The organism is Piscinibacter sp. (genome assembly GCF_047600445.1).
In the GTDB taxonomy this organism is placed as follows: domain Bacteria; phylum Pseudomonadota; class Gammaproteobacteria; order Burkholderiales; family Burkholderiaceae_C; genus Piscinibacter.
Map to the genome: position 1 here is coordinate 2,167,052 of NZ_JASGKT010000002.1, position 19,603 is coordinate 2,186,654.

Below are 19,603 nucleotides of genomic sequence, written 5' to 3' on the forward strand. Positions count from 1 at the left end.
CGCCATGCCGATCGAACTCTTCAACCACAAGGGCCACCAGTGCCTGATGTTCACCGACCTGAGCGGCGAAGGCGGCGAGGTGGTGCAGTCGAACCAGTTCCTGATCGTCGACGGCGACACCGGCGCCATCATCGACCCGGGCGGCAACCTCGCCTACGGCGAGCTGTACCTGGCGATGACGCGCTACTTCCCGCCGCAGCAGCTCACCGCGATCTTCGCCTCGCACGCCGACCCGGACATCATCGCCTCGCTGGACCGCTGGACCACCACCACCGCCGGCGCCAAGATCTACATCTCGAAGCTGTGGGAGCGCTTCGTGCCGCACTTCTGCAAGCCGGGCAAGACCACCGGGCGCGTGGTCGGCATCCCCGACGCGGGCATGCGCATCACCGTGGGCCGCAGCGAGCTGATCGCGCTGCCGGCGCACTTCATGCACTCGGAAGGCAACTTCCAGTTCTACGACACGGCCAGCCGCATCCTCTTCTCGGGCGACCTGGGCGCCTCGATCATCGGCGGCGAAGAGGCCAAGCAGCCGGTCACCGCGCTGGCCGGCCACCTGCGGCACATGGAAGCCTTCCACCGCCGCTACATGGTCTCGAACAAGATCCTGCGCCTGTGGGCGCAGATGGTGCGCCGCCTGCCGATCGACATGATCGTGCCGCAGCACGGCGCGCCGATGAAGGGCGCGGCGGTGGGCGAGTTCATCGCCTGGATCGAACAACTGCCCTGCGGCGTGGACCTGGTGTCCGAGCGCGACTACGCGGTGCCGGCCTGAGCCCACAATCGCCGCGGTGAACGGCACCGCGACGACGCTCTCCCTGCTGCGCCGGGTCTCCTGGCCCTGGCTGCGCCACCAGCCGCTGCGCCACGCGGTGGCGGTGCTCGCGGTGGCGCTGGGCGTGGCGCTGGCCTCCTCGGTGCACCTGATCAACGAGTCGGCGCTGGGCGAGTTCAGCGCCGCGGTGCGCCAGGTCAACGGCCAGCCCGATCTCGAACTGCGTGGCGGCGGCGCCGGCTTCGACGAGGCCTGGTTCGCGCGCGCCGCCGCGACGCCCGGCGTGGCGCTGGCCAGCGCGCTGATCGAACTCGATGCGCTGGCGCTGGACGCCGACGGCCGCCCCGTGCCGCTGCGCGTGATCGGGCTGGACGCACTGGCGGCAGCGCCGCTGACGCCGGCGCTGCTGCCGCGCCCGCGCGAGGGCGCCGGCCGGCTCGCGCCGATCGACCCGGGCACGGTCTTCCTGAACGCGGCGGCGGCAAGCCGCCTCGGCGATCCGGACACGCTGACGCTGCGCGCCGGCGCCGCCGCCACGCGCTTCACGGTGGGCGGCAGCGTCGCGGCCGAGGGCGCGCCGCTGGCGGTGATCGACATCGCCGGCGTGCAGGCGGCGTTCGGCTGGGCCGGGCGCATCGGCCGCATCGACCTGCGCCTGGTGCCCGGCAGCGACCGCGCCGCGCTGCTGCGCGCGCTGCGGCTGCCCGAGGGCCTGCGCGCCGCCGCGCCCGACGAGGCGGCGCAGCGCGTCTCGAACGTCTCGCGCGCCTACCGCGTCAACCTCACGGTGCTGGCGCTGGTGGCGCTGTTCACCGGCGCCTTCCTGGTGTTCTCCATCCTGTCGCTGTCGGTGGCGCGGCGGCTGCCGCAACTGGCGCTGCTGGGCGTGCTGGGCCTGGGCGCGCGCGAGCGCCTGGCCTGGGTGCTGGCCGAGTCGGCGCTGATCGGCGTGGCCGGCAGCGTGCTCGGCCTCGCGCTGGGCAGCGCGCTCGCGGCGCTGGCGCTGCGGCTGCTGGCGGGTGACCTGGGCGGCGCCTACTTCCCGGGCGTGACGCCGCGCCTGCAGTTCAGCGCCGCCGCGGCGGCGGTGTACGGCGCGCTGGGCGTGCTGGTGGCGCTGGCCGGCGGCTGGCTGCCGGCACGCCAGGCGCAGCGCATCGCGCCGGCGCAGGCGCTCAAGGGCCTGGGCGATGCGCACGCGCGGCACGGCCCGGCCTGGCTGGGCCCGGCGCTGATCGGGCTGGGCGTGCTGCTGGCGCAGGCGCCGCCGCTGGCGGAGATTCCGCTGGCGGCCTACGCCTCGGTGGCCTGTCTGCTGCTCGGCGGCATCGCCTGCGTGCCGGCGCTGGTGGCCCTGCTGCTGCGCCGCGTGCGCGCGCCGCGCCATGCGCTGGTGCTGCTGGCCGTGCAGCATGCGCGCCACGAGCGCGGCAGCGCCACCGTCGCGGTGGCCGGCGTGGTGGCGAGCCTGGCGCTGGCGGTGGCGCTGACCGTGATGGTGACGAGCTTCCGCGAAGCGGTGACGCAGTGGCTGGACCGCGTGCTGCCCGCCGACCTGTACGCACGCGCCGCGCCGGGCGGCGCCGACACGGCCTGGGTCGACGATGCGCTGGTGGCCAGGCTGCGCACCCTGGACGGCGTGGCGCGCGCCGAAGGCACACGCGCCACGACCGTCCAGCTCGAAGCGCGCCGCCCCGCCGTGGCGCTGCTGGCGCGGCCGCTGGCCGACGATCCGGCGCGGCGCCTGCCGCTGCTCGGCGAGCTGCTGCCGCCGCGCGCCGGCGCGCTGTCGGTCTACGCCAGCGAGCCGATGGCGAACCTCTACGGCCTGCACGCCGGCGCGGACTTCGAGCTGCCGCTGCCCGACGGCCGGCGCGAGCGCGCCTTCGTGCGTGCGGTGTGGCGCGACTACGCGCGCCAGCACGGCGCGCTGGCGCTCGACGCGGCCGACTACCGCCGCCTCAGCGGCGATGCGCGCCTGAACGACCTGGCGATCTGGCTCGCCCCCGGCGCCGATGCCGGCGCGGTGCAGGCGCGCGTGCGCGCGCTGGCCGGCGCCGACGCGCCGCTCGAATTCGCCAGCGTGGCCGAACTGCGCGCGCTGTCGCTGCGCATCTTCGACCGCAGCTTCGCGGTCACCTACTGGTTGCAGGCAGTGGCGATCGCGATCGGCCTGGCCGGCATCGCCGCCAGCTTCTCGGCGCAGGTGCTGGCGCGCACGCGCGAGTTCGGGCTGCTCGCCCACCTCGGCCTGACACGCGCGCAGGTGCTCGCGGTGGTGGCCGGCGAAGGCGCGCTGTGGAGCGGCGCCGGCGTGCTGCTGGGGCTGCTGCTGGGCATCGCGGTCAGCGCGGTGCTGGTACACGTGGTGAACCCGCAGAGCTTCCACTGGACGATGGAGCTGCTGCTGCCCTGGGCCCGCCTGGCCGCGCTGTGCGCCGCGATGGCCGCGGCCGGCACGCTGACGGCGTGGTGGGCCGGCCGCGCGGCCGGCGCCAGACAGGCGGCGCTGGCTGTGAAGGAGGACTGGTGACGCTGCGCCGCCGCCCGCTGCTGCTGGCGCTGGCCGCCGCGCCGCTGGCCGGCCGCGCCGCGCCGGTGCAGCCCGGCCGCGCCCTCGCCTTCCCGCGCGACCACGGCGCGCACCCCGACGCGCGCACCGAGTGGTGGTACGCCACCGGCTGGCTGGCCGAGCCGGGCTCGCACGAACCGCGGTTCGGATTCCAGGTCACCTTCTTCCGCTCGCGCACCGGCATCGCACCCGATCACCCGAGCCGCTTCGCCGCGTCGCAGCTCGTCTTCGCCCACGCGGCGCTCACCGACCTCGCCGCGCGGCGCCTGCGCCACGACCAGCGCATCGCCCGCGCCGGCTTCGGCATCGCCGAGGCGGCCGGCGACGACACGCGCGTCGCGCTGCGCGGCTGGCGCTTCGAACGCGGCGGCGGCATCGACGCGAGCGTCTACCGCGCGCAGCTCGCCAGCGATGCGGCCGGCTTCGCCTTCGAGCTCGAACTCGCCGCCACCCAGCCGCTGCTGCTGCAAGGCGACGCCGGCTTCTCGCGCAAGGGCCCGCTGCCGACGCAGGCCAGCCACTACTACAGCCAGCCGCAGCTCGCCGTGCGCGGCACGCTGGTGCGCGAAGGCCGCGCGCAGGCCGTGCAGGGCCGCGCCTGGCTCGACCACGAATGGAGCGACGAGATCCTGCCCGCCGAGGCGGTGGGCTGGGACTGGATCGGCATCAACCTGCTCGACGGCGGCGCGCTCACCGCCTTCCGCCTGCGCCGCGCCGACGGCTCGGCGCTGTGGGCCGGCGGCAGCCTGCGCGCGCCCGGCGGGCCGGTGCGCGCCTTCGCGCCCGGCGAGGTGCGCTTCGAGCCGCTGGCGCGCTGGACCAGCCCGGCCTCGCGCGCCGCCTACCCGGTCGAGTGGCGCATCGTCACGCCCGCCGGCACGCAGCGCGTGCGCGCCCTGCTGGCCGACCAGGAACTCGACAGCCGCGCCAGCACCGGCGCGATCTACTGGGAGGGCCTGTCGGAACTGCTCGACGAGGGCGGCCGGCGCATCGGCCTGGGCTACCTGGAGATGACCGGCTATGCCGCGCGGCTGCGGCTCTGAGCGCGGCTCCGATCGCGGCGCTTGAAGTTTGTCAACGCCGCCGCGCCGCGTTGCGCCCACACTGGACACAACACCAACACAGGGAGACAAGGCATGGCGCAGTTCGTCGACAGCATCGAAGCCGCGGTCGACCGCGTTCTCGACACCGTGCAGGGCGACATCGTGCTCGGCATCCCGCTGGCCATCGGCAAGCCCAACCCCTTCGTCAACGCGCTGTACAAGCGCATGAAGGCCAACCCGGCGCGGCGGCTGCGCATCGTCACCGCGCTGTCGCTCGAACGGCCGGTCGGCAAGAGCGACCTCGAACAGCACTTCCTCGGGCCGCTGGTCGAGCGCGTGTTCGAGGACTATCCCGACCTGCTGTACGTGAAGGACCTGCGCGCCGGCACGCTGCCGCCGCACATCGAGGTGCGCGAGTTCTTCATGAAGACCGGCGACTACCTCGGCAACCCGGCGGCGCAGCAGAACTACATCTCGACCAACTACACCTTCGTCGCGCGCGACATGGCCGTGCAGGGCATGAACGTGATCGCGCAGGCCGTGGCCGCCAAGGGCGAGGGCGAGGCGATGCGGCTGTCGCTGTCGAGCAACCCCGACGTGGTGTTCGAGGTGGTGGAGAAGCTGCGCGCGGCCGGCCAGCCGCTGATCACCGTCGGCGTGGTCAACCGCAAGATGCCCTTCATGCCCAACGGCGCCGAGGTGGCGCCCGACTTCTTCGACCTCGTCGTCACCGACCCGGCCGGCACGCACGCCCTGTTCGGCCCGCCCAACAACAAGGTCAGCAGCGCCGACTACGCGATCGGGCTGCACGCCTCCAGCCTCGTCGCCGACGGCGGCACGCTGCAGATCGGCATCGGCTCGCTGGGCGACGCGATCGCGCAGGCGCTGATCGTGCGCGACCGCCACGGCGAGGAATACCGCCGCATCCTCGAGTCGCTCAGCGCCGACGGCCTGGCCGGGCGCGAACTCGGCCGCTTCGACCAAGGCCTGTACGGCTGCTCGGAGATGTTCGTCAACGGCTTCCTCAAGCTGATCGAGGCCGGCATCGTGCGCCGCGAGGTGTTCGCCGACGCGACGCTGCAGCGCGCGCTCAACGAAGGCGAGATCGAGCTGGCGGTGACGCCGCGCACGCTCGCCGCGCTGCTGCGCCACGGCCGCATCCGCTCGCCGCTGTCGGCCGCCGACGTGGCCTACCTCCAGCACTGGGGCGTGCTGCGCGAAGGGGTGCGCATCTCCGGCGCCCATCTCGTGCTCGACGGCACCCGGCTGCCCAACGACCTCGTCGACGAAGCCAACCTCGCGCGCATCGGCGAAACCATGCTCGGCGGGCGCCTCGCGCACGGCATCTTCATGACCGGCGGCTTCTTCCTCGGGCCGCGCGACTTCTACGAGCGGCTGCGCACCATGCCGCCGCAGGAGCTGGCGAAGATCGACATGACGCGCATCGACTTCATCAACCAGCTCTACGCCGACGACGACGACGAGGCCGCGGTGAAGCGCGCGCAGCGCCGCAAGGCGCGCTTCGTCAACACCACGATGATCGTCACGCTGCTCGGCGCGGCGTGCAGCGACGCGCTGGAGTCGGGCCAGGTGGTCAGCGGCGTGGGCGGGCAGTACAACTTCGTCGCGATGGCGCACGCGCTGCCCGACGCGCGGCTGGTGATGATGCTGCGCGCCACGCACGACAACAAGGACGGGCTGAAGAGCAGCATCGTCTGGAACTACGGCCACGTGACCATTCCGCGCCACCTGCGCGACATCGTCGTCACCGAGTACGGCGTGGCCGACCTGCGCGGCCAGGCCGACGCGGAAGTGGTCAAGCGCCTGATCGCCGTCGCCGACTCGCGCTTCCAGGACGAGCTGATCCGCCAGGCCAAGGCGCACGGCAAGCTCGAAGCGGGCTACGAGCTGCCCGAGCGCTACCGCCACAACCTGCCCGACGCGCTGGAAGCCAGGCTGCACCCCTGGATGGCCGCCGGGCTGCTGCCCGACTTCCCGTTCGGCACCGACCTGACCGACGACGAACTGCACATCGTGCGCGCGCTGAAGAAGCTCAAGCACGCCACGCACCACCCCGGCGAACTGCTGACCATGGCCATCAAGAGCCTGTGGGAGAGCAAGGAGGCACCGCTGCCCTACCTCGAACGGCTGGGGCTGGCGGAGACGCACAGCTTCCGGGATGTGTTCGTCAGGAGGTTGCTGGCGAACAATCTCTGAGGGTGATGCGGCGCGTCACGGGCTGCCGACGCGCGTGCAAGCCTTGCCGAGCCACCGGTACAAGGTGCGCTCGGACACGCCGAGCTCCCGCGCCGCCGCGGCACGGTTGTTGCCGTGGCGCGCCAGCGCGGCGGCCAGCCGCGCCGGGTCGATGCCTTTCGCGGCGCGCTGGGCCGCGCCGGCGTTTTCTTCCGCGACATCGGCATGCCGCGGCTCGGGCTCGATCGCCAGTTGCGCCAGCAATTGCGCGTCGATCAGTCCGTTGACCGACTGCACCGCGGCGCGGCCCATGATCTGGCGCAGCTCCCGCACGTTGCCGGGCCAGGGCCGGATGCGCAGCCACGCCAGCGCATCCGGCGTCAGGGCCGGCACGGCGCCCGTCTCCAGGCGAAACTCGTCGAGGAAGCGGCTGGCCAGCAGCGTGATGTCCTCGATTCGATCGCGCAGCGGCGGAAGCACCACCTTGAGCCCCGCGATCCGGTAGTACAGATCGGGACGGAACCGCCCCGCGCGCACCTCGGCGAGCAGGTCCCGGTTCGTCGCGCAGACGACCCGCACGTCCACCCGCTTGGGATGCCCCTCGCCGAGACGGCGCAGCTCGCCGGTCTCGAGGATGCGCAGCAGCTTCGCCTGGACTTCCGGCGCCAGTTCCGACACCTCGTCGAGAAACAGGGTTCCCCCGTCGGCCTGCTCGAACAGGCCCGCGCGGGTGCTCATCGCGCCCGAATAGGCGCCTCGCACGTGGCCGAACAGCGTGTCCTCCGCGAGCGAGGTCGGCAGGTTCGCGCAGTCCACGGTCACGAACGCACGCCCGGCGCGCGGGGACTGGGCGTGAAGGCGGCGCGCCGCGAGTTCCTTTCCGACGCCGGTTTCGCCGAACAGCAGCACCGGCAGCGCGAAGCGCGCCGCGCGCGCCAGTTCGGCCAGCGCGGCGACGAAGGCCGGACTGGCGCCCAGCATCGCATCGGCGGGTTCGGCCGGCACGACGGAGACCGGCTGCAGCGGCTCGATCGACTCACCCAGCAGCAGCCGCGAGCCGATCCTGATCGGGTGCCCGATGATGCGCACGACGTCCTGCCGGGCACCGCAACCGTAATGCACGTGCACGACCTCGGTGGTCTCGCCGGTCGCCATCACCTCGCGCAAGGGGCAGGCCTCGCCATGCTCATGGCAGGGAGAAGACCGGTGGTGCGACACCTGGTGGCAATGGAAGCGCTCGATCTGCTTCGGCGTCAGGCCGTACAGCGCCGCGTAGCGGCTGTTCGCCGCGACGATGCGGTAGCGGTCGTCGATGAGCACGAACGGGTCGGACCGCGCCTCGATCAGCGAGCGCAGGGCCTCAACATCAATTTGCCTCGCCATGCAAGCGACATTGTCATGACATGGCGGGAATGTCATGCGGGTATTCCAGCAACCGAAAGACCATCGGCCCGGTCTTGCGGTGCACATGCCCGCCCCCGACAAAAACATACTCGCTCATCCGACGGGCTCCGGCATCGAGAGAGCCCGCTTCACAACCCAAGGAGACCGTCATGACACTGCTTCGTTCGATCGTCGCCGCGGCCATCGTCGCCGCCTTCGCGCCCGTCCACGCCGACGAGACCTGCAACTCGCCCTACATGGCCAACCTGGTCACCGGGCAGGAAGACTACGTGCACGTCTGGACGCTCGGCATCAAGGGCATGGGCGACGGCAACGACAAGCTCGTCACCATCGACGCCCATCCCAAGTCGAAGAACTACGGCAAGGTCGTCCACAAGATCTCGCTGCCGGGCCGCGGCGAGGCGCACCACATGGGCTTCACCGACGACCGCCGCTACCTGTGGGCCGGCCGCCTGGACGACAACAAGATCTTCGTCTTCGACATGATCCGCCCCGAGAAGCCGCGCCTGGTCAAGACGATCTCCAATTTCGCGCAGAAGACCGGCTTCGTCGGCCCGCACACCTTCTACGCCATGCCGGGGCGGATGCTGGTGCAGGCGCTGTCCAACACCAAGGACCACGGCGGACAGACCGGCCTGGTGCTGTTCAACAACAAGGGCGACATCGTCGAGACCTACCCCATGCCCACCGGCGAGGTCGGCGGCGCCAAGGGCGACGGCTACGGCTACGACATCGCGATCAACCCGGGCAAGAACGTCATGCTGACCTCCAGCTTCACCGGCTGGAACAACTACATGATGGACATCGGCAAGCTCGTCAAGGACGGCGAGGCCATGAAGCGCTTCGGCAACACGATGGTGGCCTGGGACGTGAAGGCGATGAAGCCTCTCAAGGTCTTCGACGTGCCGGGAGCGCCGCTGGAGATCCGCTGGTCGCTCAAGGAGGGCGACAACTGGGCCGTCACCGCGACGGCGCTGACCTCGAAGATCTGGCTGATCAAGCAGGACGCCAAGGGCGAGTGGCAGGCCAAGGACGTGGCCACCATCGGCGACCCGGCCAAGGTGCCCCTGCCCGTGGACATCAGCATCTCCGCCGACGGCAAGGGCCTGTGGGTCAACACCTTCATGGACGGCACGACGCGCTACTTCGACATGAGCAACCCGGAGCAGCCGAAGGAGACCTTCACGATGAAGACCGGGCCGCAGGTCAACATGGTCTCGCAGAGCTGGGACGGCAAGCGCGTCTACCTCACCTCGTCGCTGCTGGCCAACTGGGACAAGAAGGGCAACGACAACGAGCAGGTGCTGCGCGCCTTCGACTGGGATGGCAAGACGCTGACGCAGCGCTTCGAGGTCGACTTCGCCAAGCTCAAGCTCGGCCGCGCGCACCACATGAAGTTCACCGCGCGGCCGGCCGGCCAGCAACTCGCCGCCGCGGGCGCCCTGGTGGCATCGGCATCGAAGTGAAGCGCCGGCAGTTCGTCGGCGCCGCCGCGCTCGCGCCCTGGGGCGTGCGCGCGGCGACCGACGCCGCCTCCGGCCCGCTGGTCAAGGCGCGCGTCGACACCTCGCGCCTGCCCGCGCCGGGCAGCTACAAGCTCGCGCGCATCATGGCGGCGCCCGCCGGCATCGTGCTCGACACCCAGGGGCGCACGCAGCGCCTGCACACGGCCCTGCTCGGGCGCCTGAGCGTCGTCTCGTTCATCTACACCTACTGCCGCGACCCGGACGGCTGCCCGAAAGCCTGGGCGGCGCTGGACGGGCTGCATGCGTCCCTGCGCGCCGACCCGGCGCTCGCCCGGCACGCCCAGATCGTCAGCATCAGCTTCGACCCGACGCACGATACGCCCGAAGTCATGCGTCTTCACGCCAGCGCACGCTCGAACGATCCGGCGGTGCGCTGGCGCTTTTTCACGACCTCGTCGGTGGGCACGCTGCTGCCGCTGCTGCGCGGCTTCGGACAGGACGTCAGCGTCGAGACCGACGCGGCCGGACGCCCGACCCGGACCTTGAACCACCTGCTCAAGCTGTTCCTGGTCGACGCGCAGTTGCAGATCCGGGAGATCTACGGCGTCGCGACGCTGGCCCCGCAGGCGCTGCTCAACGACCTGCGCACGCTGGACCTCGAACAGAGGGCGGCGCCATGAAGTCTCCCTGGAGAGCGCTTCTGCTCACGTGCGCGGGGGCGCTGGCCCTGGCCGGGCCGGGCGCCGCGCAGCCGCTGGGGCTGCCGCCGCTGCCCGCGCCGCCGGCCGCGCTGGTGGCGCTGGGCAAGCAGTTGTTCTTCGAACGCCGCCTGTCCATCAACGAAACGCTGTCGTGCGCCATGTGCCACGTGCCGGCCCAGGGCTTCACGGTCAACGAGTTGAAGACCTCGGTCGGCATGGAGGGCATCAGCCTGCGCCGCAACGCGCCGACGCTGCTGAACGTGGCCTACGTGCGCAAGCTGTTCGTCGATGGCCGCGCCGCCAGCCTCGAAGCGCAGGCGCTGCAACCCATCGTGCACCCCGACGAACTGGCCCATCCGGACATGGCATCGGCGATGCGCCGCCTGGCGGCGCTGCCCGAATACAAGGCGCCGTTCCGGCGCGCGTTCGGCTCCGCGCGGCCGACGCCGGCGCGCGTGGCGGCCGCGCTCGCGGCCTACGAGCGGACCCTGCTCGCCGGCGACTCGCCGTTCGACCGCTGGCACTACGGGAAGCAGGCCGACGCCCTGGGCGAGCAGGCGCGCCGCGGCTTCGCGCTGTTCGTTCAGCACGGTTGCGCGCAATGCCACCCGATCGGCACGCGCGACGCGCTGTTCAGCGACGGCCTGTTCCACAACACCGGGGTCCAGGCGCGCAGCGACGCGCAGCGCGGCAGCGGCGCATCGTTCACGCTCGTTCCCGGGCTGCAGGCCAGTTTCGACCACGACACGCTGCGCCGCATCGGCGTGCCCGATCTTCCCGACCTGGGGCGCTACGAAGTGACGCGGCGGGAGCGGGACAAGCGCGCCTTCCGCACGCCCGGGCTGCGCAACGTCGCCCTGACGGCGCCGTACATGCACGACGGATCCTTCGACACGCTCGAGGCCGTCATCGACTTCTATGCCGGCGGCGGCTGGCCCGGCGACGCGCGACAGGATCCGCGCATCCAGCCCTTCCGCCTGGCCCCCGAGGAACGCTCGGCCCTGGTCGAGTTCCTGGTCGCGCTCACGTCGCCCGCGGCGCGATCCACCGACCCTTGACAACGTGAAGGAGGACCCGCGACATGAGACCCACCCTCGTTCTTGCGCTCGGCCTTGCCGCCGCGGCAAGCGCCCAAGCCCAGGACCCGACCCTTGCGCGCAACCTAGCGGCCACGTGCGCGAACTGCCACGGCACGAACGGCAACGTGCGAGGCAAGGAAGTCAAGCCGCTGGCCGGGGTGTCGGCCGAGAAGATCCTGGCGCAGATCGCCGACTACAAGAGCGGGGCGCAGCCGGCGACCATCATGCACCAGATCGCCAAGGGCTACAGCGACGAACAGCTCAAGCTGATCGCCCAGTGGTTCGCCGCCCAGAAGCCCGCGCAGTGAGGAGCAACGACGCCATGACCGATCACACCACGCTCTCGCGCCGCCGCCTGCTGGGCGCCGGCGCCGCCTTCGGCGCGCTCTCGCTGGCCGGCTGCGCCGCGCCGTCCTCGTCCTCCGGCCCGTCCATCGGCCGCGTCGTCGTCGTCGGAGGCGGCTTCGGCGGCGCCACCGCCGCGCGCTACCTCAGGATGTGGGGCGGCAACGTCGAGGTGACGCTGGTCGAGCGCAACGCCAGCTTCGTCTCCTGCCCGATCTCCAACCTCGTGCTCGGCGGCTACAAGCAGATCGGCGACGTCACGCGCGGCTACGACGGCCTGAAGGCGCTGGGCGTCAAGGTCGTGCAAGGCGAAGTCAGCGCGATCGACGCCGCCGCCAAGACCGTGAAGCTGGCCGACGGCAGCACCCTGCGCTACGACCGGCTGGTGGTCTCGCCGGGCATCGACTTCATGACCGAGGCGGTGGGCGGGCTGGGCGCGCCGGCGGCGCAGGCCAGGTTCCTGCACGGCTGGAAGGCCGGCGCGCAGACCGTGGCGCTGCGCCGGCAGATCGAGGCGATGAAGGACGGCGGCGTGTTCGCCATCTCCATCCCCAAGGTGCCCTACCGCTGCCCGCCCGGGCCCTACGAGCGCGCCTGCGTGGTGGCGTCGTACCTGCAGCAGGCCAAGCCGAAGTCCAAGGTGCTGGTGCTCGACGCCAACCCGGAGGTGCAGTCGAAGAAGGCGCTGTTCGAGAAGGCCTTCAAGGACCGCTATGCCGGCATCCTGGAGTACCGGGCGAACGCCGAGCTGAAGGAGGTCGACGCCGCCGGCGGCGTGGCCAGGCTGGAGTTCGAGGACGTCAAGGCCGACGTGCTGAACCTGATCCCGCCGCAGCGCGCGGCCGATCTGGCGAAGAACGCCGGGCTGGTCAACGTCAACAACCGCTGGGTGGGGGTGAACTGGCTGACGATGGAGTCCACCGCGCTGCCGGGGGTGCATGTGCTGGGCGACGCCACTTTCCCGGCGCCGACCATGCCCAAGTCGGGGCACATGGCCAACCAGCACGCCAAGGTGGCGGCCGCGGCGATCATCCAGTTGCTCAAGGGCGAGGCGGTCAACGCGACGCCGGTGGTGATGAACACCTGCTACAGCTTCGTGTCGGGCAAGGACGTGATCCACGTGGCCTCGGTGCACCAGTACGACGCGGCGCAGAAGACCTTCCTGCCGGTGCCCGGCTCGGGCGGCGTGTCCGCCGGGGCCAACCAGGTGGAGGGGCGCTATGCGCTGTCCTGGGCCGACAATATCTGGGCCGATTCGCTGGCCCTGGCCTGAGGCGCCGCAGCGGCGGATGGCCTACTGCAATGCGCTGATGTAAGACGCCACCGCCTTCGCCTCCAGCTCGGTGAGCTTGGAGGCGATGGCCGTGGCCATCGCCAACTACAGAAACCCGATCGACAGCCAAGGCACGGCCGCAACCAAGGCCAGTCCCACTGCGAGGGCGCCCATGTATCCCCAGATGGCCCGCAGCCCTTCGTTGGGGTTCACGCGCCCCACCGTGCATGCGGCGTAGTACCCCACGCCCACCGGCGGCATGAACAGCCCCATCCCCATCGCCAGGATCACGACCATGGCGTAGTGCACTTCATGAATGCCCAGGCTTCTGGCAATCGGAAATACCAGCGGGCCGAACAGGACCAGCGCCGGAATGCCTTCGAGAACGCTGCCGAGCACGATGAAGGCGAAGATCGAGAACACGAGGAACACGGGCGCACCGCCCGGCAACTGGCTCATCATCACCGCGAGCGTCCGGGAAAAGCCGGACTGCGTCAGCGCCCATGCCACCGCGGTCGCCGCACCGATGATGAAGAGGATCGCGCCCGAAAGCGTGGCGGTCTCGGAGAGCATGGCCGCCAGGCGTCGAAAGTCCGAATGGCGATAGATCACGATGCCCACGATCAGCGAATACACGATGCCGATCGTCGACACCTCCGTGGCGGTCGCCACCCCTTCGACAACCGCTGATCGGATGATGAACGGCAACGCCAGCGCCGGCAGCGCCAGCACGAAGGCCGACCAGATTTCGCGCCGCGGCGTGCGCTTGACGCTGGACAGATCCTCCTTGCGATAGCGCCATCCGACCACGGCACACAGCGCGAGGCCCAGCACCAGGCCGGGCACCAGGCCGCCGGTGAACAGCGCAGCAATCGAGACGCCCGTCACCGAGCCGATGGTGATCAAGACGATGCTGGGCGGGATCGTCTCGGTTTGAGCGCCGGTGGCCGCCAGCAGCGCCACCAGATCACCCGGCTTGGCGCCGCGCTTCTGCATCTCCGGAAAGAGCGCCGGTGCGACGGCCGCCATGTCAGCGGTCTTCGAACCGGAGATGCCCGAGACCAGGTACATCGCGCCGATCAGCACATAGGACAGGCCGCCTTTGATGTGGCCCAGAAGCGTCGCCAGGAAGCCGACCATGGCGCGCGCCATGCCGTTGCTCTCGATGAGCAGGCCAAGGAAGACGAACAGCGGAACCGCGAGCAGGATGAGGTGACTCATCCCTTCATCGATGCGGCCCGACAGGATCATGATCGGTGTCCGGGTGCTGAGGGCCAGGTAGGCGGTGGCCGAAAGCGCGAAGACGAACGCGATGGGCACGCCCATCAGCACGCCGAGCGCGATCGGGAAGACCAGGAACAGCAGCAGGTTCCATGTGCCGAGCTGCGCGAAATGCGGCTTGCCGAACAGATACAGGCACGCACCACCCACGACAAGAATCGCCGCGGCCACCACCATCGGCGCCAGCATGCGGGCGCGCACGACACGGCACAGCGCAAACGCGATCATCAGGACCACGCCGACGGGAAACGCGAACGCCCGCCATGCGTTCGAGATCTCGAGCGCCGGCGTCACGACCATGCGTTCGTCCAGCGCGTACTCGATCGCCGGCCACACGATCAGGGACAGGAAGGCCAGGGGCACCGCCAGGCCCAGCACCTCGAGAACGCGGGCAAAGCGTGGCCCGACCCGCTCCGACAGGGCTGTCATCTTCATGTGCTGGTTGCGCTGGAACGCGGATGCCGCACCCAGCATCGCCAGCCAGATGAACAGGATGCCGGCGACTTCGTCCGACCACGTGACCGGAGCATGCAAGGCATAGCGGGCGACCACGCCGGTGAAGAGCACGCCGACTTCGATGACCAGCAGGATGGACGCCAGCACCTCCACGAGCCGGCGCAACCCGAGTTCGATCTTCAAGACGAAAGCGGGCGCGCCGAGCGGCGCCGCTTCCGTGCCCAAGTGAACGGAGTGGGCGGACGAGGCCATCTTGCAGCCCTCAGGCGAGCTTGCCCGCGGCAGCCTCCAGCAAGCCCCAGGCTTCATCGCCCATGCGCTTCTTCCAGTCCGCGTAGAAGCCGGACGACTTGAGCTTCTGCCGGAAGGCCTCCGGGTTGACATCCACGAACTGCGTCCCCTTCGCGCCGAGTTGCGACTTCAGCTCCTGGTTCAGCTTCTCCACGTCGGCGCGCTGCTTCAAGGCCGATTCGTTGACGATCCGGGCCACCACGTCGCGTGCCGACGCAGGCAGCGCTTCGAACGACTTGCGGTTGGCCAGGAACCAGAAGCCGTCCCACATGTGGTTGGTGTTCGACAGGTACTTGCCCACCTCGTGCATCTTGGCGAAGTAAATGCCGGCCAGCGGATTTTCGAGTCCGTCCGCAACGCGCGTCTGCAGCGCTGAATAGGTTTCACCCCAAGGAATCGAGACCGGCGATGCTCCGATGGACTTGAACATGGCGGTCCACAGCGGGCTGGGCGGAACGCGGATCTTGAAGCCGTTGAGATCGGCCGGCGTGCGGATCGGCTTGGAAACCGACAGCGTCTGGCGGAAGCCGTTGTCCCACATCTTGTCGAAGGCCAGGAGATTGGCCTTGCCGAAGGCGTTGATCACGTGCTTGCCGAGCGCGCCATCCATCGTTCGCCACACGCTCGCATAGTCGGCAAACGCGAAGCCGATGCCGTTGATGGCCGCCACCGGCACCAGCGTCGCCAGGATCAGGCCGGTCTGCGCGAAGAAGTCGATGCCGCCGGCGCGCAGTTGCGCCAGCATGTCGGCGTCGTTGCCGAGCTGGCTGCTGGGATAGATCTGGATATCGACCTGGCCGTTGGTCTGGGCCTTGATCTGGGCGCTGGCTTCCGTCATCCGCGTGTTCAGCGGATGATCGGCCGGCATGATGTTGGCGAACTTGAGCGTGTACTGCGCCTGGCCGAACACGATGGCCGGAAATGCGAGCCCGGCGCCTGTCGCGACGGAGACCTTGAGGATCTGGCGACGATTGAAGTTCATGAGATGTCTCCTGTTTGAATCTTGTGGCAATGGTGGAAGAGCGCTCAGCGCGGCTCTTCGAGAAAGAACTTGCGCAACTCGGCAGCGATGAATTCGGGTTGCTCCTCGGTCACCCAGTGCCCGCTGTTGGGCACCAGCCCTCCACGGACGTTCTCGGCGAGGCGCTGAAGGGAATGCAGCGTGTCCAGGCCACGGCCGAAGGCCTTGTCGCCGCCGAGCGCCAGCACCGGCGTGCGCAGCTTGCCGTGGGCGGCGAGAAAGGCCTGGTTGTCCGACGCGTCCTGCGCGGTCGCACGGTAGTAGCCGAACAGGGCGCTCATCGCGCCGGGCTTGCGGTACGTGCGCAGGTACTCCTGGCGATCGGCCTGCGTGATGCTGTTGGGAAGGTAGCTGTAGTTGTCGAACAGCCAGTCGAAGAAGATGTGCTCGCGATCGTGCAGCAACGCCTCGGGCAGGTGCGGCGTGCGGAACAGCGGGTGATGCCAGCGCCGGCCGTTCTGCGAGAAATCGGCCCCGTCGCCGGGGATGGGCACGTCGAGAATGGCCAGCCGGCGCACCGCCTCGGTGTGCGCGCAGGCCAGCGCAAAAGCCGTGGGGCCGCCCCAGTCGTGGCCGACCAGGAAGAAGCTGTCGAGATTCAGGTGGTCGTGAACCAGCCGCCACACGTCGGCCGCGACGGTCTTCTTGTCGAAGCCGTCGCTGGCGCGCGAGCTGTCTCCGAGGCCGCGCAGGTCCGGCGCGATGATGCGGAAGCGGTCGGCCAGCAGGGGAATGACGTACCGCCATTCGTACGAAGTCTGCGGAATGCCGTGGAGCAGCACCAACGGCTCGCCGGCGCCGGCCGTCAAGTAGTGGACCAGGCCGCTGCCGATGTCCGCGTAGTGGCTTTGTATGTCGCTCATCGCGGTCTTTTCTCCAGGTGATAGTTGGTGGTCACCGCCGAGTCGTCCTTCGCGCCCAGCCCGCGTGCCGCGGCCTCGATGAACGACAGGTAGGCCGCATGGGCGATCGGCGCCGGGAAGCGTGCCTCGCGCGTCGCGTCGAGCACCAACGACATGTCCTTGACGAAGATGTCCACCGCCGACGTGACGTTGTCGAAGCTCTCGCTGGCCATCCTGGGCCCCCGGTCCGCGAGCATCCAGCTTCCGGCCGAGCCGCTGCAAAGTATCTCCAGCGTCTTGTCGAGCGGCAGGCCTTGGCGCCGCGCCAGTGCAATCGCCTCGCCCGCAGCCGCCAGATGCACGCCGCACAGCAGTTGGTTCAGCACCTTCATCCGCGCGCCCGCGCCGGCCGGGCCGAGGTGGTAGACGCGGGATCCGAAGGCCTCCAACACGGGACGCACCTTGTCGAAAGCTTCGGCGTCGCCCGATCCCATGACGGTCAGCGTGCCCTTGGCGGCCCCCGCGGCGCCCCCCGTCACCGGGGCATCGATCAGTTCGATCGAGTCCTGCTGGAGCCGCACCCGCAGCTCCTGAACGTAAGCCGGGGCCATCGTGCTGCACACGACGACTGCGGCGCCCGCCGGCAACGCACCGACCAGCCCGCCTTCGCCGTACAGCACGGCCTCGGTCTGCTCCGAGTTGACGACGAAGCTGACGATGATGCGGGCCTGCGCCGCCATGTCGCGAAGCGACCGGGCCGGCACGCCGCCTTGTTCGCTCAGCCACTGAAGTGCCTCGGGGCGGACGTCGAATCCCACGACGTCGAAACCCTTGGCGAGCAGGTTCGTGCAGGCGCCGCGGCCCATGGCACCCAGGCCGATGAGGCCAACCGTGGTTCGTTCGCCCTTCATCACAGCCATGCCTTGATCCGCGCACCGAGCTCGACACGGCTGATGCCGTAGCGGTCGTGCAGCGTCGGCAGGGCGCCGGCATCGAGAAAGGCATCGGGCAGCCCGGCGAGCTGGAAGCCTGCCGGCTGCACCTTGTGGCGCAGCAGCGTGCTCGCGACGGCTTCGCCGAGGCCGCCGACGACGGAATGGTTCTCCGCCACGACGACGAGACGCGGCTTGCAGCGCGCGGCCTCCACGATGGCCGCCTCGTCCAGCGGCTTGATGGTCGGGCAATGCAGCACGGCCACGCCGACGTTGTCGTGGACCAGGTCGGCGGCCACCTCCAGCGCCCGCATCGTCAGGATGCCGCTGGAGATGACCAGAACGTCGGCCCCGTCGCGCAGCAGCTTCGCCTTGCCCAGCTCGAACTTGTAGCCCTCGACCTCGTCGAGCACCAATGGAACCTGGCCGCGCAGCAGGCGCATGTAGACCGGCCCCTTGTGCTCGGCGATCTGCGGCACCGCCTGTTCGATGTCGAGTGCATCGCACGGATCGACGATCGTCAGGCCGGGGATGCCGCGCATCATCGCCAGGTCGTCCGTCGCCTGGTGACTCGGGCCGTAGCCGGTGGTCAATCCGGGCAGCGCGCAGCAGATCTTGACGTTCAGGTTCTCTTCGGCGATCACCTGATGCACGAAGTCGTAGGCGCGTCGTGTGCCGAAGACGGCATAGGTGGTCGCGAACGGCAGCAGCCCTTCCTTGGCCATGCCACCGGCGGCGCCCATCAGGAGCTGCTCGGCCATCCCCATCTGGTAGAACCTGTCCGGGTAGGCCTGCGCAAACAGGTGCAAGTCGGTGTACTTGGCCAGGTCGGCGGTCAGGCCGACGATGTCCGGCCGCTTGGCCGCGTACTCGACCAGCGCCTTGCCGAACGGCGCCGCTTTGACCTTCTGCCCCTCGGACGCGATCGACGCGATCATCGCCGAGGTCGTCAAGCGAGGCTTTTTTTCCGCCACGGCTTGGTTCATGCGCTCGCTCCTTCCGCTTGCGATTCGTCCAGGACGTTCAGCGCCTGTTCCCACTCCGGCGGGTCAACGCGGATGAAGTGGTTCTTCTCGCGCTGCTCCAGGAAAGGCACGCCCTTGCCCATCAAGGTGTCGAACAGGATGACGCGCGGCCTGGCTTCCTTCAGCGCGCGGGCGGCGTCGAAGGCATGCAGCACGGCCGGCAGGTCGTTGCCGTCGACCCGCTGCACGTGCCAGCCGAAGGCGGCCCACTTGTCGTGCAAGGGCTCGAAGCCCAGCACCTTGCCCGAGGGGCCGTCGGCCTGCTGGTTGTTGATGTCGACCAGGCAGATCAGGTTGTCGAGCCGGTGGTGCGCGGCGGCCATCGCCGCTTCCCAGGTCGAGCCCTCGTCGAGCTCACCGTCGGACATGCTGTTGTAGACGAAGGCCGGATTCTTCTTGTGCTTCAGGCCCAGCGCCATGCCGACCCCGATCGCCAACCCCTGGCCCAGGGATCCGCCCGAGATCTCCATGCCCGGCGTGTAGCTCGCCATGCCCGACATCGGCAGGCGACTGTCGTCGCTGCCATAGCTGTCGAGTTCGCTCTCGGGGACGACACCCGCCTCGATCAGCGCGGCGTAGTGGGCGATGGCGTAATGACCGTGCGACAGCAGGAAGCGGTCGCGGCCTTCCCACTCCGGCTCCGATGGCCGCAGGTTCAGCGCATGACAGTAGGCCACGGCCAGCACATCGGCCCAGCCCAGCGCCTGGCCGATGTAGCCCTGGCCCTGGACCTCGCCCATGCGCAGGGCGAAGCGACGGATGCGGTATGCGCTCGCGGCCAGTGGCTTCAGCCGGGCGGCGTCTTGCACGACGATCGCCTGGCTCATGGTTTGCCCGACAGGCAACCCTCCGCGAGGGGAACTTGGGCGGCAGCTTGCATCTCGATGGACTCCTGCGATGT

Annotated in this window: 16 protein-coding genes and 1 pseudogene; 9 read left to right on the top strand and 8 right to left on the bottom strand. The window is 69.9% G+C overall.

Features of this window, described 5'->3' with window-relative positions; genetic code table 11:
• Positions 1-4 precede the first annotated feature (4 nt).
• The 4 genes from QM792_RS14420 to QM792_RS14435 all read left to right on the top strand — a co-directional run bounded on the left by QM792_RS14420 (position 5) and on the right by QM792_RS14435 (position 6,607).
• Positions 5-775 (top strand): MBL fold metallo-hydrolase, encoded by a 771-nt coding sequence (locus QM792_RS14420; RefSeq protein ID WP_415150796.1) that lies wholly within the window; start codon positions 5-7, stop codon positions 773-775.
• A 16-nt stretch (positions 776-791) separates the two neighbouring features.
• Positions 792-3,308 carry an FtsX-like permease family protein gene (locus tag QM792_RS14425; RefSeq protein WP_415150797.1) on the top strand — a complete coding sequence of 839 codons (2,517 nt, stop codon included), beginning with the start codon at positions 792-794 and terminating at the stop codon, positions 3,306-3,308.
• A gap of 2 nt (positions 3,309-3,310) precedes the next feature.
• A complete protein-coding gene (locus QM792_RS14430; RefSeq protein WP_415151637.1) occupies positions 3,311-4,390 on the top strand; it encodes a lipocalin-like domain-containing protein in 1,080 nt (359 codons plus the stop codon).
• Between the two features lie 93 nt (positions 4,391-4,483).
• A complete protein-coding gene (locus tag QM792_RS14435; RefSeq protein ID WP_415150798.1) occupies positions 4,484-6,607 on the top strand; it encodes an acetyl-CoA hydrolase/transferase C-terminal domain-containing protein in 2,124 nt (707 codons plus the stop codon).
• Positions 6,608-6,622: 15 nt separating this feature from the next.
• Here the strand turns inward: QM792_RS14435 and QM792_RS14440 are convergent, their stop codons facing one another.
• Entirely contained in the window at positions 6,623-8,005 is a 1,383-nt protein-coding gene (locus QM792_RS14440) for a sigma-54 interaction domain-containing protein (RefSeq protein WP_415150799.1), read from the bottom strand.
• 134 nt (positions 8,006-8,139) lie between these two features.
• Between QM792_RS14440 and QM792_RS14445 the strand changes: the two genes are divergently transcribed.
• From QM792_RS14445 to QM792_RS14465, 5 genes are read left to right on the top strand one after another with little or no spacing between them, the layout of a single operon-like run.
• Positions 8,140-9,456, top strand: a complete 1,317-nt coding sequence (locus tag QM792_RS14445) for a selenium-binding protein SBP56-related protein (protein WP_415150800.1) — start codon at positions 8,140-8,142, stop codon at positions 9,454-9,456.
• Positions 9,453-10,136, top strand: a complete 684-nt coding sequence (locus QM792_RS14450) for an SCO family protein (protein ID WP_415150801.1) — start codon at positions 9,453-9,455, stop codon at positions 10,134-10,136. The genes QM792_RS14445 and QM792_RS14450 overlap by 4 nt, the downstream gene beginning before the upstream one ends.
• Entirely contained in the window at positions 10,133-11,215 is a 1,083-nt protein-coding gene (locus QM792_RS14455; RefSeq protein WP_415150802.1) for a cytochrome-c peroxidase, read from the top strand. The genes QM792_RS14450 and QM792_RS14455 overlap by 4 nt, the downstream gene beginning before the upstream one ends.
• Positions 11,216-11,238: 23 nt before the next feature.
• Positions 11,239-11,544, top strand: a complete 306-nt coding sequence (locus QM792_RS14460; protein WP_415150803.1) for a c-type cytochrome — start codon at positions 11,239-11,241, stop codon at positions 11,542-11,544.
• 14 nt (positions 11,545-11,558) lie between these two features.
• The gene (locus QM792_RS14465) at positions 11,559-12,854 is read left to right on the top strand and encodes an FCSD flavin-binding domain-containing protein (protein ID WP_415150804.1); all 1,296 of its coding nucleotides are present in this window, start codon (positions 11,559-11,561) and stop codon (positions 12,852-12,854) included.
• Between the two features lie 105 nt (positions 12,855-12,959).
• On the opposite strand, the gene QM792_RS14470 is transcribed toward QM792_RS14465, so the two are convergent.
• From QM792_RS14470 to QM792_RS14500, 7 genes and pseudogenes are all read right to left on the bottom strand, one after another.
• Positions 12,960-14,843, bottom strand: coding sequence for a TRAP transporter large permease subunit (locus tag QM792_RS14470; protein ID WP_415150805.1), 1,884 nt, complete (start codon positions 14,841-14,843; stop codon positions 12,960-12,962).
• Positions 14,844-14,853: 10 nt separating this feature from the next.
• A complete protein-coding gene (locus QM792_RS14475) occupies positions 14,854-15,864 on the bottom strand; it encodes a TRAP transporter substrate-binding protein (protein ID WP_415151638.1) in 1,011 nt (336 codons plus the stop codon).
• Positions 15,865-15,908: 44 nt separating this feature from the next.
• Positions 15,909-16,766 carry an alpha/beta fold hydrolase gene (locus tag QM792_RS14480; RefSeq protein WP_415150806.1) on the bottom strand — a complete coding sequence of 286 codons (858 nt, stop codon included), beginning with the start codon at positions 16,764-16,766 and terminating at the stop codon, positions 15,909-15,911.
• On the bottom strand, positions 16,763-17,197 hold the full coding sequence (locus QM792_RS14485; RefSeq protein WP_415151639.1) for an NAD-binding protein: 435 nt from the start codon (positions 17,195-17,197) through the stop codon (positions 16,763-16,765). The genes QM792_RS14480 and QM792_RS14485 overlap by 4 nt, the downstream gene beginning before the upstream one ends.
• Positions 17,171-17,671: pseudogene (locus tag QM792_RS14490) on the bottom strand (NAD(P)-dependent oxidoreductase); the annotation flags it as partial. The gene QM792_RS14485 and the pseudogene QM792_RS14490, both read right to left, overlap by 27 nt.
• Positions 17,656-18,663: a transketolase family protein gene (locus tag QM792_RS14495; RefSeq protein ID WP_415150807.1), complete on the bottom strand. Its 1,008-nt coding sequence runs from the start codon at positions 18,661-18,663 to the stop codon at positions 17,656-17,658. The gene QM792_RS14495 and the pseudogene QM792_RS14490, both read right to left, overlap by 16 nt.
• The gene (locus QM792_RS14500; RefSeq protein ID WP_415150808.1) at positions 18,660-19,529 is read right to left on the bottom strand and encodes a transketolase; all 870 of its coding nucleotides are present in this window, start codon (positions 19,527-19,529) and stop codon (positions 18,660-18,662) included. Before QM792_RS14500 ends, QM792_RS14495 begins: the two co-directional genes overlap by 4 nt.
• Positions 19,530-19,603 lie beyond the last annotated feature (74 nt).